General features: G+C 70.6%; 29 protein-coding genes and 1 pseudogene. 13 read left to right on the forward strand and 17 right to left on the reverse strand.

The window, feature by feature from the left end:
- The first annotated feature begins 143 nt into the window (after window positions 1-143).
- Window positions 144-524 (forward strand): FxLYD domain-containing protein, encoded by a 381-nt coding sequence (locus NKG98_RS00155; protein ID WP_254767719.1) that lies wholly within the window; start codon window positions 144-146, stop codon window positions 522-524.
- Between the two features lie 100 nt (window positions 525-624).
- Window positions 625-2,142, forward strand: a complete 1,518-nt coding sequence (locus tag NKG98_RS00160) for a flippase (protein WP_254767720.1) — start codon at window positions 625-627, stop codon at window positions 2,140-2,142.
- A gap of 1 nt (window position 2,143) precedes the next feature.
- Here NKG98_RS00160 and NKG98_RS00165 read toward each other — a convergent pair whose 3' ends face one another.
- From NKG98_RS00165 to NKG98_RS00180, 4 genes are all read right to left on the reverse strand, one after another.
- On the reverse strand, window positions 2,144-2,920 hold the full coding sequence (locus tag NKG98_RS00165; RefSeq protein ID WP_254767721.1) for a 4-phosphopantoate--beta-alanine ligase: 777 nt from the start codon (window positions 2,918-2,920) through the stop codon (window positions 2,144-2,146).
- 52 nt (window positions 2,921-2,972) lie between these two features.
- Window positions 2,973-5,840, reverse strand: coding sequence for a DUF1508 domain-containing protein (locus NKG98_RS00170; RefSeq protein WP_254767722.1), 2,868 nt, complete (start codon window positions 5,838-5,840; stop codon window positions 2,973-2,975).
- Between the two features lie 233 nt (window positions 5,841-6,073).
- A complete protein-coding gene (locus NKG98_RS00175; protein ID WP_254767723.1) occupies window positions 6,074-6,901 on the reverse strand; it encodes a pantoate kinase in 828 nt (275 codons plus the stop codon).
- A 58-nt stretch (window positions 6,902-6,959) separates the two neighbouring features.
- Window positions 6,960-8,228 (reverse strand): cation:proton antiporter, encoded by a 1,269-nt coding sequence (locus tag NKG98_RS00180; protein ID WP_254767724.1) that lies wholly within the window; start codon window positions 8,226-8,228, stop codon window positions 6,960-6,962.
- A gap of 92 nt (window positions 8,229-8,320) precedes the next feature.
- On the opposite strand from NKG98_RS00180, the gene NKG98_RS00185 reads away from it, so the two are divergent.
- The gene (locus NKG98_RS00185; RefSeq protein ID WP_254767725.1) at window positions 8,321-8,914 is read left to right on the forward strand and encodes a DUF8159 domain-containing protein; all 594 of its coding nucleotides are present in this window, start codon (window positions 8,321-8,323) and stop codon (window positions 8,912-8,914) included.
- A 160-nt stretch (window positions 8,915-9,074) separates the two neighbouring features.
- Here NKG98_RS00185 and aspS read toward each other — a convergent pair whose 3' ends face one another.
- Window positions 9,075-10,379, reverse strand: coding sequence for an aspartate--tRNA(Asn) ligase (gene aspS, locus NKG98_RS00190; RefSeq protein ID WP_254769504.1), 1,305 nt, complete (start codon window positions 10,377-10,379; stop codon window positions 9,075-9,077).
- 51 nt (window positions 10,380-10,430) lie between these two features.
- Window positions 10,431-10,742: pseudogene (locus NKG98_RS00195) on the reverse strand (cytochrome P450); the annotation flags it as partial.
- 240 nt (window positions 10,743-10,982) lie between these two features.
- On the opposite strand from NKG98_RS00195, the gene NKG98_RS00200 reads away from it, so the two are divergent.
- The gene (locus NKG98_RS00200) at window positions 10,983-11,753 is read left to right on the forward strand and encodes an SIR2 family NAD-dependent protein deacylase (RefSeq protein ID WP_254767726.1); all 771 of its coding nucleotides are present in this window, start codon (window positions 10,983-10,985) and stop codon (window positions 11,751-11,753) included.
- 33 nt (window positions 11,754-11,786) lie between these two features.
- Here the strand turns inward: NKG98_RS00200 and NKG98_RS00205 are convergent, their stop codons facing one another.
- The 3 genes from NKG98_RS00205 to NKG98_RS00215 all read right to left on the reverse strand — a co-directional run bounded on the left by NKG98_RS00205 (window position 11,787) and on the right by NKG98_RS00215 (window position 14,568).
- Entirely contained in the window at window positions 11,787-12,488 is a 702-nt protein-coding gene (locus NKG98_RS00205) for a phosphoglycerol geranylgeranyltransferase (protein WP_254767727.1), read from the reverse strand.
- Window positions 12,489-12,560: 72 nt separating this feature from the next.
- A complete protein-coding gene (locus NKG98_RS00210) occupies window positions 12,561-13,313 on the reverse strand; it encodes a class I SAM-dependent methyltransferase (RefSeq protein ID WP_254767728.1) in 753 nt (250 codons plus the stop codon).
- A gap of 61 nt (window positions 13,314-13,374) precedes the next feature.
- Window positions 13,375-14,568: a threonine synthase gene (locus tag NKG98_RS00215; protein ID WP_254767729.1), complete on the reverse strand. Its 1,194-nt coding sequence runs from the start codon at window positions 14,566-14,568 to the stop codon at window positions 13,375-13,377.
- A gap of 100 nt (window positions 14,569-14,668) precedes the next feature.
- On the opposite strand from NKG98_RS00215, the gene NKG98_RS00220 reads away from it, so the two are divergent.
- Window positions 14,669-15,949 carry an NAD(P)/FAD-dependent oxidoreductase gene (locus NKG98_RS00220; protein ID WP_254767730.1) on the forward strand — a complete coding sequence of 427 codons (1,281 nt, stop codon included), beginning with the start codon at window positions 14,669-14,671 and terminating at the stop codon, window positions 15,947-15,949.
- On the opposite strand, the gene NKG98_RS00225 is transcribed toward NKG98_RS00220, so the two are convergent.
- Entirely contained in the window at window positions 15,950-16,657 is a 708-nt protein-coding gene (locus NKG98_RS00225) for a metallophosphoesterase (RefSeq protein WP_254767731.1), read from the reverse strand.
- Entirely contained in the window at window positions 16,654-17,673 is a 1,020-nt protein-coding gene (artA, locus tag NKG98_RS00230) for an archaeosortase A (RefSeq protein WP_254767732.1), read from the reverse strand. The genes NKG98_RS00225 and artA overlap by 4 nt, the downstream gene beginning before the upstream one ends.
- A gap of 105 nt (window positions 17,674-17,778) precedes the next feature.
- On the opposite strand from artA, the gene NKG98_RS00235 reads away from it, so the two are divergent.
- The 3 genes from NKG98_RS00235 to NKG98_RS00245 all read left to right on the forward strand — a co-directional run bounded on the left by NKG98_RS00235 (window position 17,779) and on the right by NKG98_RS00245 (window position 19,634).
- Window positions 17,779-18,558, forward strand: coding sequence for a DUF7839 domain-containing protein (locus NKG98_RS00235; RefSeq protein WP_254767733.1), 780 nt, complete (start codon window positions 17,779-17,781; stop codon window positions 18,556-18,558).
- 86 nt (window positions 18,559-18,644) lie between these two features.
- Window positions 18,645-18,839 carry a cold-shock protein gene (locus NKG98_RS00240; protein WP_254769505.1) on the forward strand — a complete coding sequence of 65 codons (195 nt, stop codon included), beginning with the start codon at window positions 18,645-18,647 and terminating at the stop codon, window positions 18,837-18,839.
- A gap of 96 nt (window positions 18,840-18,935) precedes the next feature.
- Window positions 18,936-19,634 carry a class I SAM-dependent methyltransferase gene (locus NKG98_RS00245; protein ID WP_254767734.1) on the forward strand — a complete coding sequence of 233 codons (699 nt, stop codon included), beginning with the start codon at window positions 18,936-18,938 and terminating at the stop codon, window positions 19,632-19,634.
- Between the two features lie 6 nt (window positions 19,635-19,640).
- On the opposite strand, the gene NKG98_RS00250 is transcribed toward NKG98_RS00245, so the two are convergent.
- From NKG98_RS00250 to NKG98_RS00275, 6 genes are all read right to left on the reverse strand, one after another.
- Window positions 19,641-20,243 (reverse strand): J domain-containing protein, encoded by a 603-nt coding sequence (locus NKG98_RS00250; RefSeq protein WP_254767735.1) that lies wholly within the window; start codon window positions 20,241-20,243, stop codon window positions 19,641-19,643.
- A 70-nt stretch (window positions 20,244-20,313) separates the two neighbouring features.
- A complete protein-coding gene (locus tag NKG98_RS00255) occupies window positions 20,314-21,087 on the reverse strand; it encodes a proteasome assembly chaperone family protein (protein WP_254767736.1) in 774 nt (257 codons plus the stop codon).
- A gap of 6 nt (window positions 21,088-21,093) precedes the next feature.
- Window positions 21,094-21,273, reverse strand: coding sequence for an RNA-protein complex protein Nop10 (locus tag NKG98_RS00260; RefSeq protein ID WP_254767737.1), 180 nt, complete (start codon window positions 21,271-21,273; stop codon window positions 21,094-21,096).
- 6 nt (window positions 21,274-21,279) lie between these two features.
- Entirely contained in the window at window positions 21,280-22,080 is an 801-nt protein-coding gene (locus NKG98_RS00265; RefSeq protein WP_254767738.1) for a translation initiation factor IF-2 subunit alpha, read from the reverse strand.
- Window positions 22,077-22,250 (reverse strand): 30S ribosomal protein S27e, encoded by a 174-nt coding sequence (locus tag NKG98_RS00270; RefSeq protein WP_254767739.1) that lies wholly within the window; start codon window positions 22,248-22,250, stop codon window positions 22,077-22,079. Before NKG98_RS00270 ends, NKG98_RS00265 begins: the two co-directional genes overlap by 4 nt.
- Window positions 22,251-22,255: 5 nt before the next feature.
- Window positions 22,256-22,540: a 50S ribosomal protein L44e gene (locus NKG98_RS00275; RefSeq protein ID WP_254767740.1), complete on the reverse strand. Its 285-nt coding sequence runs from the start codon at window positions 22,538-22,540 to the stop codon at window positions 22,256-22,258.
- A 141-nt stretch (window positions 22,541-22,681) separates the two neighbouring features.
- On the opposite strand from NKG98_RS00275, the gene NKG98_RS00280 reads away from it, so the two are divergent.
- The 5 genes from NKG98_RS00280 (at window position 22,682) to NKG98_RS00300 (ending at window position 26,519) form a co-directional block, all read left to right on the forward strand.
- The gene (locus NKG98_RS00280; protein ID WP_254767741.1) at window positions 22,682-22,948 is read left to right on the forward strand and encodes an HAH_0734 family protein; all 267 of its coding nucleotides are present in this window, start codon (window positions 22,682-22,684) and stop codon (window positions 22,946-22,948) included.
- Window positions 22,949-23,141: 193 nt separating this feature from the next.
- Window positions 23,142-24,530 carry an FAD-binding oxidoreductase gene (locus tag NKG98_RS00285; RefSeq protein ID WP_254767742.1) on the forward strand — a complete coding sequence of 463 codons (1,389 nt, stop codon included), beginning with the start codon at window positions 23,142-23,144 and terminating at the stop codon, window positions 24,528-24,530.
- A gap of 89 nt (window positions 24,531-24,619) precedes the next feature.
- On the forward strand, window positions 24,620-25,213 hold the full coding sequence (locus tag NKG98_RS00290) for a metal-dependent hydrolase (protein ID WP_254767743.1): 594 nt from the start codon (window positions 24,620-24,622) through the stop codon (window positions 25,211-25,213).
- 75 nt (window positions 25,214-25,288) lie between these two features.
- Window positions 25,289-26,074, forward strand: coding sequence for a glycosyltransferase (locus tag NKG98_RS00295; RefSeq protein ID WP_254767744.1), 786 nt, complete (start codon window positions 25,289-25,291; stop codon window positions 26,072-26,074).
- Window positions 26,067-26,519, forward strand: a complete 453-nt coding sequence (locus NKG98_RS00300) for a GtrA family protein (RefSeq protein WP_254767745.1) — start codon at window positions 26,067-26,069, stop codon at window positions 26,517-26,519. The genes NKG98_RS00295 and NKG98_RS00300 overlap by 8 nt, the downstream gene beginning before the upstream one ends.
- Window positions 26,520-26,553 lie beyond the last annotated feature (34 nt).

Consider the following 26,553-nt stretch of genomic DNA (forward strand, 5'->3'; position numbering starts at 1 on the left):
CGACGGGCACGCGACCGTGACGGTCACGGACGCCGGCCGTTTCGCCGACGGAAAAGTAGATTACTCGCGGCGTGAACTCCCCGACGTGGGCGACGACGCCGCCCGAAGGCTCAAGGCTCGGCCCGCCGAATCCGAAGGAGAGAATGAACCGCCGCGCGTTCCTCGCGCTCGCCGTCACGTTCTCGGGGTGTCTCGAACCCTTCCGGGGGAACGGCGACGAGATCCGGGAACCGGAGGACCTCGAGATCGTCTGGTCGGACCTCGTCCGGGACGACCCCGGAACCGAGGAGGAACGCGTCTACGTCTGGGGAATCGTCAGGAACCAAAGCGACAGGGAGTTGAGCTACGTCGAGATCCGGGCGACGTTCCTCGACGGGGAGGGGGAGGAACTCGATACGGTCATCGAGAACGTCGAGGACGTCACCTCCGGCGAGGAGTGGGAGTTCGAGATCGAGTTCCCCGACTTCGGCGAACGGGCCGCCGAAGTCGCCGACTACGAACTCGAGCCCGCGACGGGCGTTTGAGCGCGTCCGTCGGTTCCGGGGACCGCGGCCCGCGGGATCGGGCGTCGCCCCGACGGACCGACGGCGCGCCGAGCGCGCGGGACCGAACGCGAACGACTCCATGACCGACCACGACGAGGGCGTCTCGACGCTCGCCAAGCAGGGCAGCATCACGTTCGTCGGGAACGTGTTCAACGGCGTCTTCGGCTTCGCCATCGTAATGGTGATGACCCGGTTCGTCAGCCCGTCGGTCTACGGCCTGTTCGTGCTCGCGACGTCGGTCATCCTCTTCACGCAGGTGTTCGCGAACCTCGGACTACCGCTGGCGATCGACTACTTCGTCCCGCAGTACCTCGAGGAGGGCGAACCGGGGAAGGCCAAGGGGGTGATCGTCCAGGTCACCGCGACCGTCCTCGTGACCTCCTCGCTCGTCGGCCTCACACTCGCGGTGAGCGCGTCGTACGTCAGCGAGTTCTTCGCGGAGCCGTCGCTGCGCATCGCGTTGCTGCTGCTCGCGGCCGCCATCCCGATGCTGGCGATCTACAACGTGTTGCTCACCTCCTACTACAGCATCAAGCGCCTCCAGTACCGCGTGGTGATGCGCGACCTCGTCCGGCCGACGGTCCGGTTCGGGGTCACCCTCGCGCTCCTGCTGGCCGGCTTCGGGCTGCTCGGGCTGATCGTCGGCTACCTCGTCGGCCTGCTGGTCGCGATCACCGTCGGCGCCGTCGTCTTCGTCTACAAGGCATGGGAGATCATGGCCGCGAAGATGGAACTCGTCGCGCCGGCGCCGCTGGTGCGGTACTCGGTGCCGCTTGCGATGACGAGCGTCGTCTACGTGCTGATGGGCCACGTCGACTACTTCGTCCTCGGCTTCTACCTCGAGTCCGACGACGTCGGCATCTACCGCGTCGGCTACATGCTCGGCTCGGCGCTGACGATCATCTTTAGCTCGCTCGCGCCCGTCTTCAAGCCGCTGATCGCAGAGACCCGCGACGACACCGCCCTCGTCGAGGAGCGGTTCCGGATCGCCGCCCGCTGGATCGCCGGCTTCACCCTCCCGATCGCGATCACGCTCTCGCTGGGCGCGCCCGCCTACCTCTCGGTGCTCTACACCCCGCAGTACGCCGAGGCCAGCGCCGTCGTCGCGCTCCTGTCGGCCGCGTTCCTGTTCAACGTCACCTTCGGCGGCCCCGACGGGACGCTGTTGCAGGGGATGGGCTACTCCCGGGTCGTCTTCGCGAACACGCTCGTCCTCTTCGGCGCGAACGCCGTCGTCTCGTTCGCGCTCGTCCCCTTCTTCGGCATCTTCGGCGCCGCGATGGGGTCGGCGACCGCGCTCTCGCTCGTCGGCGCGCTCACCCTCGTCGAACTCCACCGCCTCGACGGCGTCCACCCGTTCACCCGCGACTTCGCGAAGGTCGTCCTCTCGGGGGTGCCGCCGCTGCTCGTCGGCGCGCCGATCGTCCTGCTCGTCGACTCCAACCTCGTCGTCGCCGCCGTCCTCCCCGTCGTCGTCTTCGCGACGTACGTCCTCTCGCTGGTGCTCACCGACGCGTTCACCGACGACGACGCCCGCATGGCCGCCGAGTTCGGCCCGAGCGTCGAGAAGTGGCTGCCGGCGGGGCTGTTGAAGTAGGTCAGCCGCCGGTCCGAATCCGCTCTTCGGCCGCTTCGAGCGCCGCCTCCGCGTCGAAGGCGTCGACGATCCCGCGCAGCGCCGTCTCGTCTTCGTCCGCCAGTTCCTCGGCGTGGGCGGTGATGTTCGGCACCGCGCGGATCACGTTGTCGACGATCGGGACGTCCGCGACCCGCGGCGAGCGCGACAGCGGGTTGAGGTCGATCACGATCTCGGTCTTGCCCATCTCGTCGAGCGCCTCGGCGCGGTCGCCGTCCTCCAGCGGGACGACCACGACGTCGGCGTCGTAGATGCCGTCGGCGTCGACCTTCGCGCGCTCGTGGTCGAGGCCGGGGATGCGGGCGTCGGCCTCGATCCCCTTTACCTCCGCGGCGCCGTGCTCGCGCAGGTGGTCGGCGATCGCCCGGACCCGCTCGGGGGTGCGGTTGAAGAGGTTGACCTCGAGGTCGGCGTCGACGGCCTCGGCGAGGTCGACGACCTCCGCGGCGACCAGCGCCGCGACGTTGCCGTTGATCGAGAGCACGGGGTCGTCCGCCAGCAACAGGTGGGCCGCGGCCGCGCGCTCGGCCGCGTCGGCGGAGGGAATGGTCTCCTCGCCGAGCAGGTAGTCGAAGGCGCTGCCCCGCCCCTCGGCGTGCATCCCTTGGAGGTGGGTGATCCCCTTCTCGACGCCGCGCTCGATCCGGTGGCGCGTGACGAGGTCGGCGTACCGCGGGTGGTCCGCCGGAATCTCGTCTTCGTGTTCGACGTCGGCGGGGACGGTCTCGTGGTCGCTCACGGCCGAACGGTCGCGAGCGTCGATAAAAAGCGGTACGATTCGGCTGGTCGGACTACTCGGTGAAGGTGATCCAGCCGTTCGGGGCGTGTTCCTTGACCGCCTTCATGGCCTCGCGGGCCTCGGTCCGGGTCTCGTAGGTCCGGGTACTCTCGGTCATCGGGACGCCGTAGCGGTCGACGAGCTTCCACTTCCAGCCGTCCTCGCCGGTGTGAAGCTCGAAGGAGACGCTGTCGATCTCGAGGATGCTCGCCGTCTCGATCATGTCCCGCAGGTCGTCGAGGGCCTCGCGGGCCGCCTCGGTGGACTCGTAGCCCTCCGAGCCGGCGGCGACGGTGAGCCCCTCCTCGTTGATGAGCCGCCAGCGCCAGCGGTCGTCCTCGTCTGCGAACAGTTCGAAGGAGGCGACGTCGAAGTCGACGCGGCCGGCCATCGGCGCGAGCTTGCGCACGCGGTCGACGTCCTCGACGATCTCGTCTTTCGTCGGCTCGGCGTCGACGGAGCCCGCGAGCACGTCGCGGTCGGCGTCGACGAGTTCCCAGTGCCAGCCGTCGTCCCCGCCGAGGCGGATCGCCGCGGTCTCGATCGTGAAGATCGGCGCGTCGGCGGCGTGGCGTTCGAGGTCGCGCGCGGCGCTGACGGCGGTCTCGCGGTTGTCGTAGCCGACCGAGGAGTCCGCGATCATCTCGCGGTCGCGGTCGACCAGCCGGAACTGCCAGTCGCCGCCGCGGTACACCTGCACGGCGACGTCGCCGATGGTGTGTTCCCGGGCGGTCGCGGCCGCCTCGCGGATCGCCGGCAGCGTGTCGAGCAACTCGTCACGCGTCGGGTGAGCCTTGTCGTCGACGGCGACGGTCTCGCCCGAGGGCAGGACGAACCGCCAGTGCCAGCTCTCGTCGGCGTAGGTCTGGAAGATCGCGTTCTCCATCTCCCGGACCTCGGACTCGAGGTTGTCGATCAGCCGGTCCATCGCGTCCTTGGCGTCGCCGCGGGTCGGGTGGGTCGTCGGGTCCTCGGCGACCAGCTTCCCGCCCGCGTCGATGAGCCGCCAGCCCCACTCGTCGTCCTCGTTGACGAAGAGTTCGAACGCGGCGGTGTCGATCTCGAGCAGTTCCGCGTCGGGCGCCTGCTCTTTCAGCGTCATCATCGCCTCCGCGGCCTCGCCGCGGGTGGTGTGTTCCTCGCCGCTGTCGGCGAGTACGTTCCCGTCCTCGTCGATGAGCCGCCAGCGCCACTCGCCGTCGTCGGCCTCGTAGACCTGGAACGCCGCGTGCTCGAACTCGATGAGGTCGGCCTCGCGGGCCTGTTCGCGGACGCGATCGATCGCGGTCTCGGCGGCGTCGGCGGTGAAGTGGGCCTCGTCGCTCGCGGCGATGATCTCGCGGTCCTCCGTGACCAGCCGCCAGTTCCACCGGACGTTCGACTCGGGGGGCTCTTCCTCCTCGTCGGCGTCCTCGGCGACCTCCTCGACCTCGTCGGCGTCGACGGGGTAGATCTCGTACTCGGCGTCGTCGATCTCGACGACGTCGGCGCCGCGGGCGTGCTCGCCAAACTGCCGGGTCTGGTGCTCGGCGGCGGCGTGTTCGGCGGCCGCGTCCGGGCCGCGCGCGACGAGGTGTTCGTTCTCGTCGACCAGCCGCCACTGCCACTCGTCGCCGTCCTCGTACAGTTCGTACGTCGGTTCGCCCGCGACGGTGATCGACGCCGACTCGAGTTCGGGCAGCAGGTCCTCGACCGCCTCCTCGGCGTCGCGCCGGGAGCTGAACTCGGCGGCGCTCTCGGCGATCTCGCGGTCCTCCTCGTCGACGAACCGCCAGATCCAGCCGCCGTCGTCGCGCTGGCGGAGTTCGACGCCGATGTGGTCGACGTCGAGCAGCCGCGCCTGATCGAAGCGCTTGGCGAACTCGTGGGCGGCCTCCTCGGCCTCGTTCTGGTCCGCGAAGCCGGTCTCGCTCTCGGCAAGCGGTGTGCGGTCGTCGTCGAGCAGTTGCCAGTACCAGCGGTCGCGGCGCTCGACGTACGTGAACGCCGCGCCCTCGATCTCGATGACGTCGGCTTCCGGCGCGCGGTCCTTGAAGAAGCTCACCGACTCCTCGGCGCCGTCGCGCTGTTCGAACTCGCGTGCACAGGCGCCGACGATGCTGCCGTCGTCGCGGGCGAGCGTCCACTGCCAGTTGCCCGCGCGGTCCTCGTAGAGCCGGAACGCCGACGTCGTCAGCTCCATCAGCCCCGCGGAGCCGATCTGGGATTTCACCTGATCGATCGCCTCCTCGGCCTCCGGTCGCGTCACGGCGCTGTCCTCGCTGGCCGCCAGCGCCTCGAGGTGCAGGACGTGCCACTTCCAGTCGCCTTTCTCGTCGCGGAAGACGGCGTACTGGGCGCCTTCCAGCGCGTCGCCCGTGAGGATGTCCGGATCGTCGCTCGCTCCCTCCTCTTCGACGAACATACCTTTTCGACCGGTGACGACCGGAATCAGGGCGGTGACGACCGCGATGAGGCCGATCCCGACCGCGTAGGACGCGATGACTTCGATCGTCCAGTCCGGCCCGGTACCGCCCCACTCTTTGACCCTGATGTTACTCGGGTAGAACACCCCGAAGGAGCCGACCCCGACGAGGGACACGAGGAACCCGACCGCGGCCGCCTGCAGGCCACGCCGCCTGACCGGCAACATCATGACGATACCGAACAGCAAGAGCGAGAGGCCGAGCCCCCCGAGGACCCCGGCCACCCGGTTGATCTGCAGATTCTCGGAGCCGATGAGCGCGTAGGTCCCCGCGTAGAGGACCACCGCCATCGCGGCCCCGAGGAATCCGAAGACGAACAGCCAGTAGCCGTATACGTCTTTCGGCGACTCCGGCTCACCGACGTAGTGTTCGTACAGCCGGAACAGTTTTTGGTGAAAGTCTTTGACTGGAGACATTCGTTGACTCGAACGGATAACTGAAATGGACCATAATAAACTTCCGGCTATCTGTCAGATAGTACAACAGAACGCGGCCCCACACGTTCGTCGCCGCTCGTTCGGGCGGTATCGTCGCACAGAGAGGCTCTGGCGTCCGATCGGGTCGGCGTCGGCGGCGCGATCCGGGGCGACGGGCCGGTTTTCGGGTCGAAGTTTCGACACTCGAAGCGGGGGGTACCACCCGCGCACGGTCACCGTAGCACCGCGCCCGCGGGGTGGGTCGAACAGACCGACGGCTCGTAGCCCGCGTCCGACAGCCCCGTCCCGAGCGCGAAGACGGTGTCACCGAGCATCGCCATCGACGCCTGTCCGTCCGCCGCCGCGACCTCCGCGAGCGCCTCCCCCACCGCGGGCGTCAGCAGGTCCGCCTCGCGCGCGAACCGCCGCGAGGCGAAGACGAACGAGGCGAGCGTCGGCTCCCGGACCACCCGCGAGAGCGCCCGCTTGCCCGCGCGCGAGAGCGTCCCGGTGTCGCCCGAGAGCACCTCGGCCGTCGAGAGGTCGCCGAAGGAGACGTACTCGACGCGCGCGCGGGCCGGGACGGCGTCGAGTTTCCCGTGGCCCGGCGCGCCGGGTTCGAGGCGGATCGGGACGCCGCCGCGGGCCTGCGCGACGACGTCGCCGAGGCCGGTACCCGCCTGTACCTCCGCGCCGTGGGCGATCGTCACGAGTTCGTTCTCCGAGAGCCGCCGGTCGAACACCCGGTTGGCGGCGAGCGCGGTCCCGAGCGCGAGCGCGCCCGAGACGCCGAAGCCGGCCCCGAGCGGGAGGTCCGACTCGGCCTCGACGCGCGCGGGCGCCTCAAGCGTTTCGAGGACGGTCGTCACGGGTTCGATCTCGATCCGGTCGCCGTCGAGGACGACCGCCGGGTCGTCGGCCGGGCGGACGGTCACCTCGACGCCGTCGGTGAGCGTGAGTCCGGCACCGCGGGACCCCGCCTTCGTCGGGTCGTCGTCGGGGTGAGCGCTGAAAAAGCCCGTGACGTGTCCCGGAACGAACGCCGTCGCCTCGTCGGTCATCGCCCGTCCCTTTCGTCCCGGCCGTAATAATCCTGAAGATCCGCGCGTCGGTCCCGACTCACTCCTCGCCCATCGCCTCCTCCAGCCACGTGATCGTCGGCGAGGCCGTGGCGCCGTGGACGAGGATCGACGTCAGGACGACAAAGCCCACAAGCGCCCAGAGCTCGTCGCCGTCCCGGAAGGGGGCGACGTTGAGGCCGTACGACAGGTAGTAGAACGAGCCGATGCCGCGGATGCCGAAGAAGGCGACGACCGCGCGCTCGCGCCAGTCGCGGTCGAACCCCGCCAGCCCGACGGCGCCGGCGACGGGCCGGACGAGGAAGACGATGGCCAGCCCCGCGAACACGAGGTCCCACGTGAGCGGTTCGAGGAGGCCGCTCGCGAGCGCGCCGCCGAAGAGAATCACGATCGCGGCCATCAGCAGGTACTCGGCCATCTCGGCGACGGCGTGTAGCGCCTCCTGGTAGTCGTGTCTGCGCTCGTACTGGCGCATCGTGAGCGCGGCGACGAAGACGCCAATGAAGCCGTACCCCCCGAGCAGTTCCACGACGCCGTAGACCAGCAGCGTCCCCGCGACGGCCTCCAGGCCCCGCAGCGAGCGCGACAGCGACGTCTCCGCGGCGACGCCGAACGTGACGGCGGCGACGAGCCAGCCGAGGCCACCCCCCGCAAGCGTGCCCACGACGATCTTGTACGCGACGTAGACCAGCGCCCACTCGCCGATCCACGCCGCGGGGTCGTAGCCGACGTACGCCACGAGGATCGCGAGGTAGGTAAACGGGAACGCGAGGCCGTCGTTCAGCCCCGCCTCCGAGGTGAGCGCGAACCGGACCTCGTCCTCCATGCCGGCCTGCTCGGGGTCGGGTTCGGCCTCCATCCCCGCGCCCGGTTTCGGCACCTGCACCTCCGCGGCGAGGACGGGGTCGGTGGGCGCGATCACCGCGCCGAGCAACAGCGCGGTCGGCAGGAGCAACCCCGCCCACAGGCCAACCAGCGCCGCCAGCCCGATCGACAGCGGCATCGTGATCCCGAGCAGGCGGGCCGTCGAGGCCCACTCCGGCCACTGCGGCCGCCGGTCGAGTTTCAGCCCCGCGCCCATCAGCGCGACGATCACCCCCAACTCCGTCAGCCGCTCGGCGATGGCGGCGTTCTCGATCGGGTCCGGGTCGGGCAGCGTCGGCGCCAGCGAGAAGACGACCGCGCCGAACGCGAGGTAGACGATCGGCAGCGACACCGCGCGCTCGGAGACGAGTCGCGGCAACAGGACCACGCCGAGGACGGCGATTCCCGCGACGACCATCCCGACGACGAACCCCTCGATCGCCATCCGTACGCGAGCATACACGAGGGGCCGGATAACCGCTGGACTTGCAACGACCGGCCGCCGACTTTTCGCGGCGTTCGGCGTAGCGGGTCGACGTGTCGAGACCCCGACGCGACCCCGCCGCGGGACGCCGGGCGTTCCTCGCCGCGGCCGCCGCGGCGACCGCCGCGCTCGCCGGCTGTTCGGAGGAGCAGGACGTCACCCACGAGGAGGTCCCCGAACCCGTCGAGGAGCGCCAGCCGCTGCACCACCGCCTGCCGGACCTCCCCGTCCCGCAGTACCTCGAAACCGTCGAAGCGGGCGTCGAGGAGGGGATCGCGGCCGACGTCGACGACGAGGAGTCGCTTCGCGAGGCCCTCGAAGAGCGCGACGTCGCCGTCGAGGTCCTCGAACGCGACGGGCGCTTCCTCCTGGTCGAACACGTCGCAGACGCCCCCGAAGCGGGGGTCCTCGAAGACGTCGGCGTCGTCGCCGGCGCGTTCCTCCCCTACGCCGTCGGGAGCGAGGACCCCGGTCGACTCGAGGCGACGCTGCTGCAGGCCGACGGGAGCCCCTTCGGCTCCTACGACGCGCTCGTCACGTGGGCGCTGTCCCACGACGGGAGCGAGTTGCCACTCGGCGCGTACGCCGAACTCGTCGCCGCGACGCTCGAAACGGAACAGGAGGTGCCGGTAGAAGCGGAGTCGTGAGAGCCCTCCGGGCTCGGACGCTGCCGGTCCCACGAGACTCGCTTCGCTCGTCTCGCTGGCTCTCAACGTCTTCGCCTACGGGCTCGGACGGTGCCGATCCCGCGGGAACGCGGTCGCAGCGAAGCTGCTCCCTGCTCCCGCTCGACGGTCGCGTCGTCGCCTACGGCGACAGACGCTGCCGGTCTCGCGGGAACAGGACCGCTTCCCGGATGTTGTCGAGGTCGAGCATCGTCATCAGCAGGCGCTCGCCGCCGAGGCCGAAGCCGGCGTGGGGCGGCATGCCGTACTTGAACATCTTCGTGTAGTACTCGAACTCGTCGGGGTCGAGGCCCTGCTGTTCGAACCCCTCGACGAGGTGCTCGAAGCGGTGTTCGCGCTGGCCGCCCGAGACGAGTTCCATCCGCGGGTGCATCAGGTCGAAGCCCGTCGAGAGTTCCTCGTCCTCGTCGTCGTCCATGATGTAGAACGGCTTGATCTCGCTTGGCCAGTCGGTGATGAAGTAGTGGCCGCCGACGTCCGCCCCGAGGGCCTTCTCGCCCTCGGTGGGGAGGTCGTCGCCCCAGACGAGTTGCTCGTCGAGTTCGCCCGTCGCGTTGATGCGCTCGATGGCCTCCTCGTAGCTGAGACGGGGGAACTCGCCCTCGGGGACCGAAAAGTCGTCGGCGATGCCGAGCGTCTCGAGTTCCTCGGCGCAGTTCTCGGCGACGGCCTCGTAGGCCGCCTTCACGACGCCCTCGACGACGTCCATCGCGTCGTGGTGGTCGCAGAACGCGCCCTCGAAGTCGATCGAGGTCGCCTCGTTGAGGTGCCGCGGCGTGTTGTGCTCCTCGGCGCGGAAGATCGGGCCGATCTCGAAGACCCGTTCGAGGTTGGAACCGGCCATCAGCTGCTTGAACAGCTGCGGGCTCTGGTTCATGAACGCCTCGCGGCCGAAGTAGGTGATCGGGAACAGTTCGGTGCCGCCCTCGGTGCCGGTCGCGACGATCTTCGGCGTGGTGATCTCCGTACAGCCGACCTCGCGGAACTGCTCGCGGGTCGCGCGCAGGACCTCGCTGCGGATCTCGAAGATCGCCTGCACCTCGTCCTTGCGCAGGTCGAGGGTGCGGTTGTCCAGCCGCGTCGAGAGTTCGGCGTCGACCTTCCCGGAGGGGTCGAGGGGCAGTTCGGGGTCGGCCGGCGCGATGACCTCGACCGACTCGGGGACGACCTCGACGCCGGTGGGCGCGCGGGGCTCCTCCTCGACCGTCCCGGTGACGGTCACGACGCTCTCGCGGGAGACCCCCAGACCGGTCTCGACGAGGTCGTCGTCCATCTCGTCTTTCTCGAACTTGATCTGGATCTTCCCGGTCGCGTCGCGCAAGATGAGGAAGGCGATGCCGCCGAGGTCGCGAACCTCGTGGACCCAGCCGGCGACGGTCGCCTCGTCGCCCGGCTCGGCGTCTTCAGTGTAGGTTCTGTCCTGCATACCTCCCGGTTGTCCCAGCCGCGACTTAAGCGCACTCGTTCGGCGCCGTCGTCGCTCGTGGACCGTCATCGGAATCTCGTCTCTCGGGCGGGCAGTCACCGACGCCATCAGGTCGAGGTCGGTCCCCGGGAGGAGTTCGAGGTGGTACCGCCGGTAGACGGTCGCGAGGATGAGCCGCGCCTCCAGCATCGCGAACCGGTCGCCGATACACCGGCGGGGGCCGGCGGCGAACGGGAAGTAGGCGAGTTTCGGCAGCGACTGCTCCATCCCGTCGGTCCAGCGCTCCGGGCGGAACGCCAGCGGGTCGTCGTACCACCGCGGGTCGCGGTGGACGACCCACTGGTGCATCCGGACGGCCGCGCCGGCGTGGGAACCGCCGGGGGCAGGACGTAGCGCGGAGAAACGCGAGCTGGTTGCCGACGATCGGCAGGCCGTCGGGGCCGGACGGACGCTCCTCGGCGATCGCGGGGGTGTCGCCGCGCATAGCCAGGCGAAACGGAAGCCAGCGCTCTATGTCCGTCGGCGACGGGCGACCGGGGACGCCCGCGGCCCGCGGACGCGAACTTCCGCACCGTTTTGACGCTGGAACGCCGACTGTCAGCCATGGATACGCTCGAATTCCTCGCCGCCGCGATCCGAGATGCCGAGACCGTCGTCGCGCTCACCGGCGCCGGCGTCTCCGCCCCGTCGGGCGTCCCCACGTTCCGCGGCGACGACGGCGTCTGGGAGCGCTTCGACGAGGAGCAGTTCACGTACGGGCGCTTCCAGCGCGATCCGGCCGGCTTCTGGGCGGATCGGCTCGCCCTCCAGCGGGAACTGTACGGCGAGGATCACGAGCCCAACGCGGCCCACGAGGCGCTCGCGGCGCTGGCCCGCGACGGCTACCTCGACGCGATCCTCACCCAGAACACCGACGGGTTACACGGGCGCGCGGCCGAGACGGCGGACGGCACGGAACTGGTCGAACTCCACGGCAACGCCCACCGAGTCGTCTGTGCCGACTGCGGCCGCCGGAGCGACGCGAACCCGGTCCTCGAGCGCGTCGCCGACGGCGACCTCCCGCCGCGGTGTGACTGCGGCGGCGTCTACCGCCCCGACGTCGTCCTCTTCGGCCAGCGGCTCCCGGACGACGTCCTCCGGCGCTCGCGGGCGTTCGCCCGCAGGAGTGACGTCTTCCTCGCGATCGGCTCCTCGCTGGTCGTCGAACCGGCCGGATCGCTGCCGCGGCGGGCCGGCGAGACGGGCGCGACCGTCGGCATCGTCAACCTCGACGTGACCCCCTGTGACGCGGTCGCCGACGCCACCCTCCGCGAGGACGTCACCGAGGTCCTGCCGCGGCTCCGCGCGGCGGTCGAAGGCGAGCGCGGCGGCTGACCGGCGGGCACGAGCGGGAAGCGAGAACGGGCGTCAGGCGTCGTTGGCCGCGTCGACGGTCTCCTGGACGGCGTCGACGCCCTCGTCGTGGGCGAGGTTGCCGACGACGATCACGTCGGCGCGGTTCGCCATCGCGTACGCGGAGTCGTAGTCGTGGATGCCGCCGCCGTAGAACAGCGTCGCCTCGTCGAGGGCCTCGCGGGCGGCCTCGACGATCGACTCCTCGCCGTACGTCCCCGAGTACTCGACGTAGACGATCTCCTGACCGAACATCCGCTCGGCGATCTTCGCGTAGGAGGCGATGTCGTCCGCGGTGAGGTCGCAGTCGGCCTCGGTCAACTGCGCGACGTCGGCCTCGGGGTTCATCACGATGTACGCCTCGGTCCAGGTGCGACCCCAGTCGAGGTCGCCGTCGACGCGCACCCACTCCTTGTGCGCGCCGGTGATCCAGAACGGCGAGCCGGCGTTGAACACCGTCGGGATGAGGTAGCCGTCGAGCGCGTCGTCGTCGACGACGACGCCCGGGTTCGACGGCTCCTGGTACAGCGGCACGTCGTGTTCGGCGCAGGCCTCGATGACGGCCGCCATGTTCTCCTCGGTGATCCCCATCGTCCCGCCGATCTCGACGGCGTCGGTCCCGGTCGCACAGAGGTCTCCGTAGGTGACCTCGTCCGGAAGCTCCTTGTCCGGATCGATCTTCAGGATGTGGTTCCACTCAGCCCAAGGCGCAGTCATACCGCCCCGTTTCCCGACAACCGGCAAAAACGCTCCGAAACCGTCCGTCAGCCGGCCGACGTCTCGCGTCGATTACCGTTCGGCGATCCAGACCATCTCCTGGTCGGTCGACTCCAGGGGCGCACGCTCGAACCCGCCGTAGACCTCCCACGCGGAGAACGGCGAGAGCCGGAACAGCAGTTCGAACTCGCGGCGCGAGACGAGAGCGAGCGGCGCCTCGTTCTCCGCGACGACCTCGCCGTCGGCGTCGAGCACCTCGGAGCGGATGCGGGCTACCTGCTCGACCTCGTCGACGAGTTCCGTCACCGTCCGGTGGACGTACGTCGCGCCGTCGACCTCGAACTCCGTCTTCTCCCACCGGCCGTAGGTCTCGCAGATCACGTCGAAGTTCGGGGCGAACGCGTTCAGCGCCAGCCGTCCGCCCGGCGCGAGCGCGTCGTGGAGCCGTTCGAGCGCCGCGAGCTGGTCGTCGATCTCGAGCAGGTGCAGGAACGCCCGGAACGGGACGATCGCGAGCGCGTACTCCCGCTCCGGGTCGAACTCGGTGACGTCCGCCCGACGAACGCTCGGTTCGAGCCCCGCCGCGGCCGCGTTCTCGCGGAGCACTTCGAGCATCCCCTCCGAGACGTCGATACCGTAGGCGTCGACCCCGTCGCGGAGCACCTCGAGGTAGACGCGACCGGTGCCACAGCCGACTTCGAGGACGGGACCGTCCGCCTCGCGGGCCAGTTCGCGGTAGAAGTCGACGTCGTTCGCGTCGATCACCTCGCCGTAGTAGGCGTCGTAGAACGCGGCGAGGTCGTCGAAGTAGTCGGCGGCCTCCATGCCCGAGGCCTCGGTCGACGGGGAAAAAGCGTTTCCGGGGGTGTGCCAGTCGGTGCCGCCGTCAGATCCCCTGCCCCATCAGGTGGCTGCGCAACACGTCGGCCTCCTTGTTCCCCGCGCCGGTGTTGAGCAGGACGACCGTCTCGTCGCCGTCGAACTCGCCGCGGTCGGCGAGTTCCCACGCGCCGCTGGCCGCGGCGGCGCAGGTGGGCGCCATCTCGATGCCCTCGCGCTCGGCGACCGCGATGGCGGCGTCGAGGATCTCGTCGTCGTCGGTCGCGACCGCGCCGCCGTCGCTCTCGCGCAGCGCCTCGAGGATCCACGGGCTCGCCCCCGGATCGGGGATCTCGATCCCGCCACAGATCGTGTCGGGGTGCTCGACGGGTTCGTGGACGTCCCGGCCGGCCTCGAACGCATCGACGATGGGCGCACAGCCGGTCGCCTGCGCGGCGTACAGCGCGGGCACCTCGTCGATCAGCCCGAGGTCGCGGAACTCCGTCGCCCCCTTGTGCATCCCGACGAGGCCGACGCCGCCGCCGGTCGGGTAGACGATCGCGTCGGGCACCTCCCAGTCGAGTTGCTCGACGATCTCGTACAGCATCGTCTTCTTGCCCTCGTGGCGGTACGGCGTGACGAACGTCTGGACGGGGTACCAGTCGTCGTGTTCCTCGACCGCCTCCTCGTAGGCCGCGCCCGCGTCGCCGATCCGGCCGCCGACGACGGTCAGGTCGCCGCCGTGGACGTTCACCATCGCCTTCGTCGTGAAACCGGCGCGGGCGGGCAGGAAGACGTGTGCGTCGAGGTCCGCCCGGCCCGCGTAGGCCGCGGCGGCCTGCCCCGCGTTGCCCGCCGAGGCGAGCGCGACGTCGCTCGCGCCGTGTCCGACGGCGGCCGTCGTCGCGACCGTCTGGCCGCGGTCCTTGAACGTCCCCGTCGGGTTGCGTCCCTCGTCTTTGATCAGGACGCGCCCGACGCCCAACTCGTCCGCGAGGTCCGGACACTCGACCAGCGGCGTCGCGCCCTCGTCCATCGTCACCGCCGCCTCGCGGGCGAACGGCAGCAGTTCCTCGTAGCGCCACATCGAGTCGAACGGGCGCGCGGCCAGCGTCTCCCGGTCGAGGTCGACCGCGTCGTAGTCGTAGGTCGGGTCGAGGATGCCCCCGCAGTCGTCACAGCGGTGGGTCCCCTCCTCGGGGTCGAACCGCGCGCCGCAGTCGACGCACTCGAGGCCGTCGTAGGCGTCCGTCGTCTCCATACTCCCGCCTTGCGGGGGCGGGGACAAATCCCTGTCCATAGACCGGTCGCGGGTTGCCGTCGCGTGCAGGCCTTTGTGTCCGCCGGTCGAACAGTCGTCCATGGGATCGAACCCGACGGTGATCGTCGCCGGCGCCGGCCTCGCCGGGCTTGTCGCCGCCCGCCACCTCGCCGCGGGCGGCGCGGACGTGACGTGTTACGAGCGCCGGGAGACGGTCGGTGGCCGCGTCCGTACAGCCGAGCGCGACGGCTTCCGGTTCGACCGCGGCTTTCAGGTGCTGTTCACCGCCTACCCCGCGGTCCGGCGGGAACTCGACCTCGATGCCCTCGACCTCCGGCGGTTCGCGCCGGGCGCGGTGCTCGCGCGGCCGGGCCACCGCTCGACGCTCGGGGACCCCCTGCGCGACCCGCGCTCGCTGCCGGAGACGCTGCTGAACCCCGACGTCTCCGTCGCCGACGGGCTCCGGGTCCTCCGGCTTCGCCGGGACCTCGCCCGGACCGACCCCGAGGCGATCTTCGACGGCGACGGCGACGACCGGTCGATCCGCGAGTACCTCCGCGAGCGGAGCTTCTCCGAGGGCTTCGTCGAGAACTTCGCCGCGCCCTTCTACGGCGGGATCACCCTCGACCGCTCGCTGTCGACCTCCGGTCGGGTCTTCGAGTACACCTTCGCGATGCTCGCACGCGGCGACACCGCCGTCCCCGTGGACGGGATGGGCGCGATTCCGCGCCAACTCGCGGCGAGGGCGCGGGGGGCCGGCGCGACCGTCGAGACCGGCGCGACCGTCGAGGCGGTCGCCGACGAGGGCGACGGCGTCTCGGTGACCGTCGACGGCGCGGCCCGCGAGGCCGACGCCGTCGTGGTCGCGACCGACCCGCCGACCGCCCGGGAACTGACCGGCGTCGAGGACGTGCCGACCGAGGCCCGCGCCTGCGTCACGCAGTACTACGCGCTGCCGGCGGAGGCCGACCTCGGGACGGGAAAGCGGCTGGTGCTCAACGGGGTCGAGGACGGGCCGAACCAGGTCGTCCCCCACAGCGAGGTCGCACCGGAGTACGCCCCCGACGACGCCGCGTTGCTCGGCGCGACCTACCTCGGCGAGCGCGAGGAGCGCGAGGAGGAACTCGCCGAGCGCACCCGGCGGACGCTCGAATCGTGGTACCCCGAGCGCCGGTTCGACGGGTTCGAACTCCTGCACACCGACCGGATCGAGTTCGCGCAGTTCGCCCAGCCGCCGGGGATCCACGACCGGCTGCCGGGGCCGCGCGCGGCCGGCGGCCGGGTCTACCTCGCGGGCGACTACACCGCGTGGTCGTCGATCCAGGGGGCGATGGAGAGCGGGCGAACGGCCGCGAAGGCGGTCGTCGAGGACCTGTCCTGACTACAGGAGCCGCCGACACTCCCCCAGCGGCGGGAACCAGAGCGTCTCGTCGCCTTCCTCGTCGCGGATCGCCGGGTGGAACGCGTCGGCGTCGTCGATCAGCGGCGACCCGAAGTCGCGGCCGGCCATCCCGTTGACCGTCGCCCCCGGCGCCAGCCGAGTGAACGCCGGGAGGACGAGCACGTCCGCGCCCTCGTAGACCCCGGGGCCGTAGAGGAAACACGGCAGCTTCCGGCCGTCGACCGACAGCGCGGGGTGGTCGTGGCCGATCACGTACCGCGCGGCGTCGCTTTCGGGTCGCTCGTGACCGTGGACGACGACCGTCTCGCCGTCGGCCAGTCGGCGTTCGGCGGCGGTCTCGCCGTCGTAGATCCGGTCGAGCAGCGCGTCGTGGTTCCCGGGGGTGACGACCAGCGACGCGCCGGCGTCTGCGACCCGCTCCTCCAGCGCCGCGAGGTCCCGCTCGACGCCGCGGGGGACGGTCGAGAACGAGTGCAGCAGGTCGCCCGCGACGACGACGGTTCCGGGGTCGACGCGCCCGAGGAGGGCGTCGAGGCGGGCGAGCGCGTCGCCGCCGTCGTCGATCGGGGCCTCGACGTCGGAGGCGGCCGCGCGCCCGAGGTGGAGGTCCGCGAGGACGAGCGCGTCGCTCTCCGGGATGTACGCGGCGCGGTCGAGGAGGTCGAACGGGACGTCGACGGGGGTCATTCCTCGCCGCCGTCGGGCCGCACCTCCGCGTCGGGGCCGAGCGCGCTCGCGAGGTCGTACTCGGTGCCCGTGAGGACGAACAGGACGTCCTCCAGCGGTTCGAGCACCTCGGGGAGGACGCGGACGACGAGGTAGGCGATGCCGATCAGCGCGACCACCGACAGCGGCTGGGAGATGAAGTTGTGCGCGACGAGAAAGGAGGTGCGACTCGCCGGGGCGCCCATGTACGTCGTCACGACGTAGATCAGCGGCTCGTACTGGAACCAGCCCCACGGCGAGGCGAGCGCGATGAAGACGTTCCGGAAGAGGTTGAGCAGCCAGATGACGCCGACGGCGAGCGCGAACGCCGCGAGTTTGCGCCGCAGCGACGCGCTCACGGCCGCGATCAGCCCGCCGAAGATGGCCATGCTCCCGATGCCGGTACAGGCCATCACGATGTAGGTGGTCCGTCCGGTGACCGTCTCCTCGGGGTCGAACGCGAAGCGGCTCCGGTACCCGTCGGGGCCGACGTCGAGGCCGGGGCTGTGGCCGAGCAGTTCCATCCCGTAGTGGGTCTGGGCGGCGGTCGTCTCGATCAGCCACCGGCGGACGAACGGAATCGTCTCCGCGGGCAGGTAGATCAGCCCCATGAGCGCGACGGCCTTCGAGAGCAACAGCAGCGACTCCCGTCCCCGAAAGAGGAGGTAGCCGGTGTACGCACACAGCGGGAGCGCCGCGAGGCTCAGGACCGTCTCTATCGGGCTCTGGGCGTCGTAGTAGTAGTACGGGACCATCGTCAGCCAGAAGAGGCCGAACAGCACCCACGCGCCGGCGGCGACGTACCGGGCGCGGTCGAGGGCGCCCCGCCACTGGAGGGCGAACGCGAGCGCGAACGTCCCGATCGAGAGCCACGCGAGGGCGTCGGTCGCCGGGACCGTTCCGGCGAGGGCGGGCCGGAGGGCCGGCGAGAACGTCGCCGCGACGAGTTCGAGGGCGCTCGCGGGGACGGCACCGACCGGGACGGGCGGGGTCGACATACTCACGCGATCCGACGGACTCTCGCGGTATCAACCTGACGCCTCGTCGTGCGACGGTGCGAGGAGACCGCGTAGCTTTTTGCTCGCCTCGCGAGAAACGACGGTATGGTCGACGTCCTCGACAACAAGCGGGCCGCGACCCGGTTTCGCATCCTCGTCGAGATCGCCGAGCGCCAGCCCGCGGTGAGCCAGGGCGAGATCGCCGCGGAGGTCGGCGTGACGAGTCAGGCCGTCAGCGAGTACATCCGCGACCTCGTCGACGACGGCCTCGTCGAGAAGGAGGGTCGCTCGCGCTACCGCGTCACCAAGGAGGGCGTCGACTGGCTCTTTCAGGCCGCCGGCGACGTGCGCCGGTTCGCCGACCACGTCACCGAGGACGTCCTCGGGGCCGTCGGCGAGGACGCGGCGATCGCCGTCGACGACCTCGCGGAGGGCGACCCCGTCTCGCTCTCGCTCGAAGACGGCCTGTTGCACGCCAGCGCCGGGGAGGCGGGGCCGGCGACGGGCGTCGCGACCACCGACGCCGAGGCGGGAACCGACGTCGGCGTCACCAGTTTCGAGGGCGTCATCGACCTCGAACCCGGCTCCGTCACCGTCTGGCAGGTGCCGACGGTGCGGGCGGGCGGCAGCCGCGCCGTCGACCGCGAGGCGATCGCCGAGGACTGCGCCGACGCCGACCTCGTGGGGGCCGCCGGCGTCGAGGCCGTGGTGACCCTCCGCGAGGCCGGGATCGAACCGACGGTCGGCTTCGCCGTGGGCGACGTCGCCGCCGACGCGGCCGAGCGCGGCCTCGCGGTGACCGTCGTCGCCACGGTCGACGCCGTCGGCCGGGTGACCGACACCCTGCGCGACGCGGACGTCGCCTACGAGGTGCTCGAAGGCTGAGGGGGCGACGACCGGACGACCAGTTGCGCCATCCGGCACCAGCTATTTCCGCCGCGGCCCGCTGGGGGACGGTGGAGGACAACAGCATGGCGACCGGAACGGTGACGTTCTTCAACGATACGGGAGGCTACGGCTTCATCGAGACCGACGACGCCGACGAGGACGTGTTCTTCCACATGGAAGACGTCGGCGGCCCCGACCTCGAAGAGGGTCAGGAGGTCGAGTTCGAGATCGTTCAGGCCGACAAGGGCCCGCGCGCGAGGGACCTCACGCGGCTGTAGGTCCCGAGACGCGGCCGGGAGCGGACATCGGAAGCGGACGGCGACGGCCGGACGGCGCGGGCGGACGAGACGTGGGGCGGACCGCAGGAGCTACCGATGAACCAGAACGACGTACACAGACGCTGGGAGAACCGATCGAGAGCCTATTCGCCGGGATACTACGCCTACTACGGGCCGAACGAGGCGAGCGAGCGACTCCGGGAAGCGCTCGACGACGCCGTCGGCCCGGACGCGGCCGTGCTCGAACCGGGCTGTAGTTCGGGCCGGCACCTCGCGCACCTGCACGACCACGGCTACGACGACCTCGCCGGCGTCGAGATAAACGGCGACGCGCTCGACGTGATGGCGGAGAGCTACCCCGACCTCGCCGACGCCGGGACGTTCCACGTCGGCCCCATCGAGCGCGTCGTCCCCGAGTTCGACGACGACGCGTTCGACGCCGTCTTCTCCGTCGAGACGCTCCAGCACGTCCACCCGGACAGCGAGTGGGTGTTCGCGGAACTGGCCCGCGTCGCCAGCGACCTCATCGTCACCGTCGAGAACGAGGGGGAACGGGCCGACGGGGACGACGAGGACGGGAACACGGGCGAGGGCGAGCCCCGGACCGACGCCGGGGCGAGCGGGGACGCCGGCGACGGCGAACCCGAGACCGCGCCCGTCAGCTACGTCGACGGCGAGATTCCGCTGTACTACCGGCGGTGGGACCGCGTCTTCACCGACCTCGGCTTCGTGGAGGTCGAGTCGCGCTCGCTCGGACGGGACACGTTCCGCGCGTTCCGCCGGACGCGGCGCTGACCCCTCTCAGTTCGCGTGCTCGCTCGCCGTCGCGTACGCCTCGCGGACGCGCCGGAACGACTCCTCGTCGCCGCCGCGGTCGGGGTGGACCTCCTTGACGCGCTCGCGGTAGGCCGACCGGACCTCCGCGCGGGTGGCCGTGATCGGCACCCCGAGCGCCTCGTAGGCCGCGAGGACTGCCTCGTGGACGTGGCTATCGGCCGGTTCGGACTCGGCGTCGGGCACCTCGAAGGGCAGGCGCGCCCCGAGGTGCCGACCCGGCATCTCGTGCTCGCAGAGGACGACGTACGTCTCCGTCGCGCTCCCGATCCGGAAGAAGTCGTGGGCGTCGTACGTTACCGCGACGTCGCGCTCGGGTAGGTAGAAGGCGACCGTCGTCCCCGCGATCGGGTGGTCCTCGACGAACCGCTCGTCGATCTCACGCAGGTAGGCGCGGATCTCGGTCCGGCGGCGCCCCTCGCTGGAATCGCCGGTCGGCGCCGACCGGCGACTCGGGTACAGCCGCTCGCCGGCGACGAACAGGGCGGTCGCGACCAGCGCGAACCCCGCGCCGATCGCCAGCCCGGCGAGCACCGCGGTCGGGATCGCCTCGAGGAGGTCCGCGGGCACGGCCGGCCGTACGCCTCGCGGGGACAAGAAGGTCACGTCCACGCCGGCTCGAAGGCCGGTACGGACGCCGTCAGCCGATGTACCGCAGGTCGTCGTCGCTCGGGACGTCCATCGACCGCTGCTGTTCCATCTCCTGGATCTTGCCGATGACGTCCTCCATCTCGTCGGCGCGGTCGTCGAGCGAGCCGTAGTCGAGTTCGAGGCCGAGCAGTTCTTCGAGCACTTCGAGTACCGCCCGGGCGCTCTTCGGGTCGACGAGGTAGCCGCTGGTCTCGCCCATCAGGCAGCTCACCTGGAACCCCCGGCGGTCGCCGAGACCGAGCAGGAGCCCGGAGACGCCGACGATGCCGCCGGCGGGTTCGTCCTCGCGGAACTCGACGCCGACCTCCTCCAGCGGGTCGATCATCGACTCGTCGCTGACCGCCCCGAGGACGGCGTACTCGTCGATCAGTTCGCCCGTCGGGATGCCGCCGAGGGCGTACACCTCGCTCGCGCCGAACTCGGCGGCGACGTCGAGGAAGGCGTCGGCCAGCACGTAGTGGCCGGCGTTCGACTGGGCCTGGTGGTCGCCGATCAACACGAGCAGGTCCCGCCCGTCGGGGGTCGCGTTCTCGACCGCGTGCACCTCGGCGCAGGTGAGGTCTGCGACGCCGTCCTCGACGGTCACCTGCGGGGGGAACTCGCGGGAGTAGACGCGCCGAACGAGCGTGCTCTCGGCCTCACACTCCTCGAGGACGTGGTCGGCGGCGAGTTTCCCGACGTGCCCGACTCCGGGCAGGCCCTCGACGAGAACGGGGTCGTCGAGTTCGACCTCCGCGACCGCGTCGATCTCGAGTTCGTCCATACCGTATCAGCGAAGGCGACGCTTAAGAGCGCGTCGGTACTCGCCGTGGGGGTCGGCCGGATCGAACGGGGCCGGCGCGCTGTTCTCGGCGTCGGCGCCGCAGTCCGGACAGGTGTCAGAAAGGGTGTACACCGGGCGGTCGTGGGCCTCGCGCCACGCCGAACAGACCCGGATGTCCGACTTCATCGCCCGCTACTCGTCGTCGGTGCGTCGCTCGCGGTGGTACTCGCCGTCGCCGCCCCGGGATTCGACGGCCGCGATCGCGCGGTCGGCGCTCGCCTCGAGTTCGGCCTCGGCGGTCTTGTAGTCCGGCGCGCGGACCTTGATGCGGTACTCGGGCGCGCCGACGTAGGTGACCTCCAGTTCGACCTCCTCGGGGACGTCGCCGTTGCCCTCGGCGGCCGCCAGCGCCTCGCGGATGCCGTCGACGCCGCTCTCGGAGGGGTTCTCGAGGTCGACGTAGCCGGTGACGTTGACGTACGGCACCGAGACGTTCTCGCGGGCGGTCTCGACGATCGACTCGATCTCCTCGTCGTCGAGGTCGGTGTCTTCGAGCGCCTCGGCGCCGTGGATCGCGGCCTGCTTGAAGCCGTCGTAGAGGCTGCCGTGGACCGCGAGCAGTTCGTTCGCGATCGAGATGTACTGCTCGTCCTCGATGTCCTCGCCGAACGCCAGCCCCATCCAGTTGTCGGCTTTCTGCTCGTTTTTCCACTCCTGGATCTTGTCCGAGCGCTGGTGGTCGTTGACGTCCTTCAGCGAGAGGTCGATCTGCTGGGAGCTCTCGTCGACGTCGAGCACCTTACAGACGACGATCTGGCCCTCGCGGACGTGATCGCGGACGTTCTTGATCCAGCCGCTCGCGACCTCGGAGATGTGGATCAGGCCGCGCTTGTCCTGATACTCCTCGAGGTCGACGAAGACGCCGAAGTCCTCGATCTCGTCGATTCGACCGACGACGAGTTCGCCGGGGTCGGGCCAGCCGCTGTACTTCATCGTGCTTCGACCGTTTCGACGACCTCGTGGTCGATCTCGGCTTTGCCGCCGGTCGGGCGGGCGAGCGTCGTCCCGCAGACCGCGCAGGCGACCTCCGTGGAGGCCTTGCCGAAGACGACCTGTTCGTTCTCACAGTCACTGCAGCGGACTCTGTAGAAGTTCCCTGCCATCGTGATCACTCCTGGAACTCGAGGCGGCCCGCGCGCCAGCCCTCGCGCAGGTGGGCCTTGCCGCAGTTGCCACAGCGGTACTTGAGGTCGGTCTTCTTCGTCGGCTTGTCCCCGCTGGGTACCTTCGAGAACTTCCCGCTGTTCCCGATGGTGGAGATGGCGCGACCGCGCTGGCGGTCGGCGACTTTCTTCATGCCGGTCGATCGGCCGGTCCGGACCTTCTCGACCTCGTGTTCGTGGTGTTCGTTGCAGTGCGGGCAGTACGTATTGAATCGGCGTGGCATCTGCATGGTTAACTCACTTGGAGTGGGCTTGGACAGCGCCGTTTAAAACGCATTTGGTTCGCCGTCGGTCGGTCGCGCGCCGGCCCGCGCCGAACGGTCGGTGAAGGCTTCGAAGCGCTTAATTTTCCATCGGCCGAACCGCCGCGTATGAAGCGGCTCATCATCCACGGGGACCCGGGCATCCGCAAGGGCGCCGTCGTCGAGGTCGGCGGGGAGGAACTCGTCTGCTTCGGCATCAACCGCAACGGCGAGTGGCACGGCCCCGACCGCGTCCAGTTGTGGTGTACCGTCGGCCAGCAGTCGGAGTTCGAGGACTACGAGAAGCGCAACTACGTCCCCCACTGGCTCGACGTCGAGCGCGTCGACGCCGACGAGGTGACGGTCGTCCGCCCGAAAGGCGACCTCGCGATCTGAGCCGTTCGACGACGCGTCCGGCCGCAGGCGCGTCCGACCGCGACCGTCCCGGGCCGTCCGTACCGCTGCACTCGACGGCGACGGCGGGGCGGTCCAGCGAGTTCTACAGCACCTGCGCGACCGGCAGGGACTGCCGGCCGCGCAGCAGATGACTATCTGGTCCTCGTTCTCGTAGCCCACAGGGGGGACCGGAATGACGATAGAGATACCAGCGGACGATTACGAAACGCTCGCGTACGACACGCGCGGCGACGTGCTTCGACCCGGGGACGACGGCTACGACGAGGCCCGATCGGTCTGGAACGGGATGATCGACCGCCGGCCGGCGGTCGTCGTACGCGCGACCGGGGCGGCCGACGTGTGTACGGCGGTCGACTTCGCCCGGGAGCGTGACCTGCCCCTCGCCGTGAGAGGCGGCGGCCACAACGTGGCCGGGAGCGCCGTCTGCGACGACGGGGTCGTCGTCGACCTCTCCCCGATGTCGTCGGTCCGGGTCGATCCGGTCGCGCGAACCGCCCGCGTCGGACCCGGCGCGACGATGGGGGACTTCGATCACGAAGCGCAGGCGTTCGGCCTCGCGACGCCCGGCGGCGTCATCTCGACGACCGGGGTCGCCGGCCTCACGCTCGGGGGCGGGATGGGGTGGCTCAGCAGGCAGTACGGCCTCGCGATCGACAACCTCCGGTCGGTCGATATCGTCACCGCGGACGGCGAGGTGGTGACCGCCAGCGAGGACGAGCACGCGGACCTCTTCTGGGCGGTCCGCGGCGGGAGCGGCAACTTCGGGGTCGTCACGTCGTTCGAGTTCGACCTGCACGAGGTCGGTCCGGAGGTGCTGTTCGGCCCTGCCGTCTACCCGTACGAGGACGCCCCCGACGTGCTCGCACGCTACCGCGAGTTCGCCCTCGACGCGCCGCGGGAGTGTTCCGTCTGGGTGAACAGCGTGGGGGCGCCGCCGCTCCCGTTTCTCCCGGAGGAACTGCACGGAACGACGGTGCTGGTCCTCGTGTACTTCTACGACGGCGACCTCGACGAGGGCGAGGCGGTGCTCGCCCCGCTCCGGGAGTACGGCGACCCGATCGCCGACGCCGTGGCGCCGACGCCGTACGTCGAGGCCCAGCGCAGTCTGGACGACCTGTACGGGGAGGGCGCCCGCAACTACTGGAAGTCGGCCAACTTCGTGGACCTCCCCGGGGAGACGATCGATACGATCGTCGAGTACGCCGAGCGGGCCCCGACGCCGGAGTCCGAGATCCTCCTCCACCACGTCGGCGGCGCGGTCAACGACGTCGCGTCGGACGCCACCGCGTATCCACACCGCGAGACGGAGTTCGTCGCGACCATCGCCGCGCGCTGGGAGGAGACGACGCGGGACGACGAGTGTGTCGCGTGGGTCCGGGCGTGTCACGACGCGCTCGCCGCCGCCGCGACCGGCGGGACGTACGTGAACTTCGAGGGCGACCGGGAGGGCCGCGAGCGGAACGCGTACGGCGAGAACTACGGCCGACTCGCCGAGGTGAAAGCCGAGTTCGACCCGGGGAACGTCTTCCGGCTGACGCAGAACGTGACGCCGGCGGACTGAGCGGACGGCGGGCGAACCGGCCTCCGCTCGCCCCCTCTCCCGTCGACAACCGCCGCATAACTAACCCCGGACCGACCGGAGCCACTCGTATGTGGCCGTGGGAACACGCCGTCGTGGGATATCTCGCCTACTCGCTGACCTGTCGACTCCGCTACGGCGACGCGCCCGGGGGCGCCGAGACGCTCGTCGTGGTCGTCGCGTCGGTCCTCCCCGACGTGATCGACAAACCGCTCGCGTGGGAGTTCGGCGTCGTCGAGAGCGGCTACGCCGTCGGCCACTCGGTCTTCGCCGCGCTCCCGCTCGCCGTCGCCGCGGGCCTGCTGTCGCGACGTGCCGGCCGACCCCGCCTCGGGGTCGCGTTCGGCCTCGGCTACCTGCTGCACCTCCCGGGGGACCTCGTCCTGCCCGCCGTCACCGGGCGCGGGGTCCCCCTCGTCCGCCTCCTCTGGCCGGTCGCGACCGTCGAGGCCGGCGGGCCGCCGGCCGGGTTCGCCGAGGGGTTCCTGACGATGGTCGGCGGCTTCGGAGCGCGGCTGGTCGCCGGCGACCTCGCGGCCACCGAGTCCGCGGGACTGGGGCTGGTCGGCCTCACGTTCCTGCTGTGGCTCTACGACGGCGCGCCGCTCCTGCGCGACCTGCTTCTCGCGGCCGGGCGCGCGGTCGGGCGGGCGGCGGGGCGGTAGCCCCCGACGGCGGCGATCCGCCGCGATCGGAAACCCACAATCCTTTTGCAAGCTACCCCGCAGGAGTACACACGAATGAGCCGTACCGTCGGCCTCGTCGTCCCCGCGTTCCGGCCCGACGTCGACGCCCTCTCGTCGTACGTGCGCGCCCTCCACGAACGGCTCCCGGTCGAGACGATCCGGATCGAACTCGACGACCCCCTCCCCGGCACGGCCGACGCGCTCGCCGACTGCCCGGCGACCGTCAACGCCGTCGCCGCCCGCCGCGGGAAGGGCGCGGCCATCACCGCCGGCTTCGAGGCCCTCGACGCCGACGTGCTCGCGTTCGCCGACGCCGACGGGAGCACCCCGCCCACTTCGATCGGCGCCGTCCTCGACTCGGTGCTGGGCGGGCGGGCCGCCCTCGGCGTCGGCTCGCGTCGCCACCCGGACGCGACGGTCGAGGCCCACCAGACGCTCGCCCGGCGCCGGCTCGGCGACGCGTTCGCGTGGCTGGCCCGCCGACTGCTCGCGGTCTCGCTGACGGACTACCAGTGCGGCGCGAAGGCCATCGACGCCGACGCGTGGCGGGCCGTCCGCGATCACCTCTGCGAGCCGGGATTCGCGTGGGACGTCGAACTGATCGCGCTCGTCGACGCGCTGGGCTACCGGATCGAGGAGGTGCCGGTGACGTGGCGGGACGACCCCGAGTCGACCGTCTCGCCGCTCGCCACGGCGTCGGAACTCGCGGGTGCGCTCGTACGCTCGCGCCACCGCGCGAAACTCATCCGTGGGGACCGCGTCCACGCGGCGATCGCGACGCGGACGCCCACGCGGGTACCGCTGACAGACCGCCTCGGCGCCGACCCGACCGATGACTGACCGGCTACCGGAGGCGATCCGCTCCCGGCTCTCCGCGCTCGTCTCGGCGGCCCGGGTCGGGCAGTTCGCCTCCGTCGGCGCCGTCGGCGCCGGCGTCGACAACCTCTCGCTGTACCTGCTGGTGGAGCTCGTGGCCCTCGAACCCATCCTCGCGAAGGTGGTCGCCTGGGAGGTCGCCATCGCCGTCATCTTCGCGGTCAACGAGCGGTGGACGTTCGCCACGTTCGGCTCCTCGAACCCGCGGGCGCTCGGCCGACGGTTCCTCCGGTCGAACGCGGTCCGGTTCGCCGGCTTCCTCGTCACCCTCGGCGTGCTCGCGTTCTTGCACTACGGGTTCGGCGTCTGGTACCTCGCGGCGAACGTCGTCGGCATCGGCGTGGGCTTTTTCGTCAACTACACCGCCGAGAGCCTCTACACGTGGCGAGTCCACCGCGGCGAGCGGTAGAAAGTCGCATACGGTGGCCGAATCACAACCCTTA

It is taken from the genome of Salinilacihabitans rarus, assembly GCF_024296665.1.
In the GTDB taxonomy this organism is placed as follows: domain Archaea; phylum Halobacteriota; class Halobacteria; order Halobacteriales; family Natrialbaceae; genus Salinilacihabitans; species Salinilacihabitans rarus.

Bases quoted from the DNA above. Each gene is read 5' to 3' on its own strand.
- NKG98_RS00275 (WP_254767740.1), bottom strand. From the start codon at position 22,540: ATGCAGATGCCACGCCGATTCAATACGTACTGCCCGCACTGCAACGAA.
- NKG98_RS00175 (WP_254767723.1), bottom strand. From the start codon at position 6,901: ATGACCGACGAGGCGACGGCGTTCGTTCCGGGACACGTCACGGGCTTT.
- NKG98_RS00170 (WP_254767722.1), bottom strand. From the start codon at position 5,840: ATGTCTCCAGTCAAAGACTTTCACCAAAAACTGTTCCGGCTGTACGAA.
- NKG98_RS00200 (WP_254767726.1), top strand. From the start codon at position 10,983: ATGGATACGCTCGAATTCCTCGCCGCCGCGATCCGAGATGCCGAGACC.
- NKG98_RS00295 (WP_254767744.1), top strand. From the start codon at position 25,289: ATGAGCCGTACCGTCGGCCTCGTCGTCCCCGCGTTCCGGCCCGACGTC.
- NKG98_RS00285 (WP_254767742.1), top strand. From the start codon at position 23,142: ATGACGATAGAGATACCAGCGGACGATTACGAAACGCTCGCGTACGAC.
- NKG98_RS00215 (WP_254767729.1), bottom strand. From the start codon at position 14,568: ATGGAGACGACGGACGCCTACGACGGCCTCGAGTGCGTCGACTGCGGC.
- NKG98_RS00245 (WP_254767734.1), top strand. From the start codon at position 18,936: ATGAACCAGAACGACGTACACAGACGCTGGGAGAACCGATCGAGAGCC.
- artA (WP_254767732.1), bottom strand. From the start codon at position 17,673: ATGTCGACCCCGCCCGTCCCGGTCGGTGCCGTCCCCGCGAGCGCCCTC.
- NKG98_RS00235 (WP_254767733.1), top strand. From the start codon at position 17,779: ATGGTCGACGTCCTCGACAACAAGCGGGCCGCGACCCGGTTTCGCATC.
- NKG98_RS00265 (WP_254767738.1), bottom strand. From the start codon at position 22,080: ATGAAGTACAGCGGCTGGCCCGACCCCGGCGAACTCGTCGTCGGTCGA.
- NKG98_RS00155 (WP_254767719.1), top strand. From the start codon at position 144: ATGAACCGCCGCGCGTTCCTCGCGCTCGCCGTCACGTTCTCGGGGTGT.
- NKG98_RS00240 (WP_254769505.1), top strand. From the start codon at position 18,645: ATGGCGACCGGAACGGTGACGTTCTTCAACGATACGGGAGGCTACGGC.
- NKG98_RS00205 (WP_254767727.1), bottom strand. From the start codon at position 12,488: ATGACTGCGCCTTGGGCTGAGTGGAACCACATCCTGAAGATCGATCCG.
- aspS (WP_254769504.1), bottom strand. From the start codon at position 10,379: ATGCAGGACAGAACCTACACTGAAGACGCCGAGCCGGGCGACGAGGCG.
- NKG98_RS00210 (WP_254767728.1), bottom strand. From the start codon at position 13,313: ATGGAGGCCGCCGACTACTTCGACGACCTCGCCGCGTTCTACGACGCC.
- NKG98_RS00225 (WP_254767731.1), bottom strand. From the start codon at position 16,657: ATGACCCCCGTCGACGTCCCGTTCGACCTCCTCGACCGCGCCGCGTAC.
- NKG98_RS00255 (WP_254767736.1), bottom strand. From the start codon at position 21,087: ATGGACGAACTCGAGATCGACGCGGTCGCGGAGGTCGAACTCGACGAC.
- NKG98_RS00270 (WP_254767739.1), bottom strand. From the start codon at position 22,250: ATGGCAGGGAACTTCTACAGAGTCCGCTGCAGTGACTGTGAGAACGAA.
- NKG98_RS00160 (WP_254767720.1), top strand. From the start codon at position 625: ATGACCGACCACGACGAGGGCGTCTCGACGCTCGCCAAGCAGGGCAGC.
- NKG98_RS00180 (WP_254767724.1), bottom strand. From the start codon at position 8,228: ATGGCGATCGAGGGGTTCGTCGTCGGGATGGTCGTCGCGGGAATCGCC.
- NKG98_RS00260 (WP_254767737.1), bottom strand. From the start codon at position 21,273: ATGAAGTCGGACATCCGGGTCTGTTCGGCGTGGCGCGAGGCCCACGAC.
- NKG98_RS00300 (WP_254767745.1), top strand. From the start codon at position 26,067: ATGACTGACCGGCTACCGGAGGCGATCCGCTCCCGGCTCTCCGCGCTC.
- NKG98_RS00290 (WP_254767743.1), top strand. From the start codon at position 24,620: ATGTGGCCGTGGGAACACGCCGTCGTGGGATATCTCGCCTACTCGCTG.
- NKG98_RS00220 (WP_254767730.1), top strand. From the start codon at position 14,669: ATGGGATCGAACCCGACGGTGATCGTCGCCGGCGCCGGCCTCGCCGGG.
- NKG98_RS00280 (WP_254767741.1), top strand. From the start codon at position 22,682: ATGAAGCGGCTCATCATCCACGGGGACCCGGGCATCCGCAAGGGCGCC.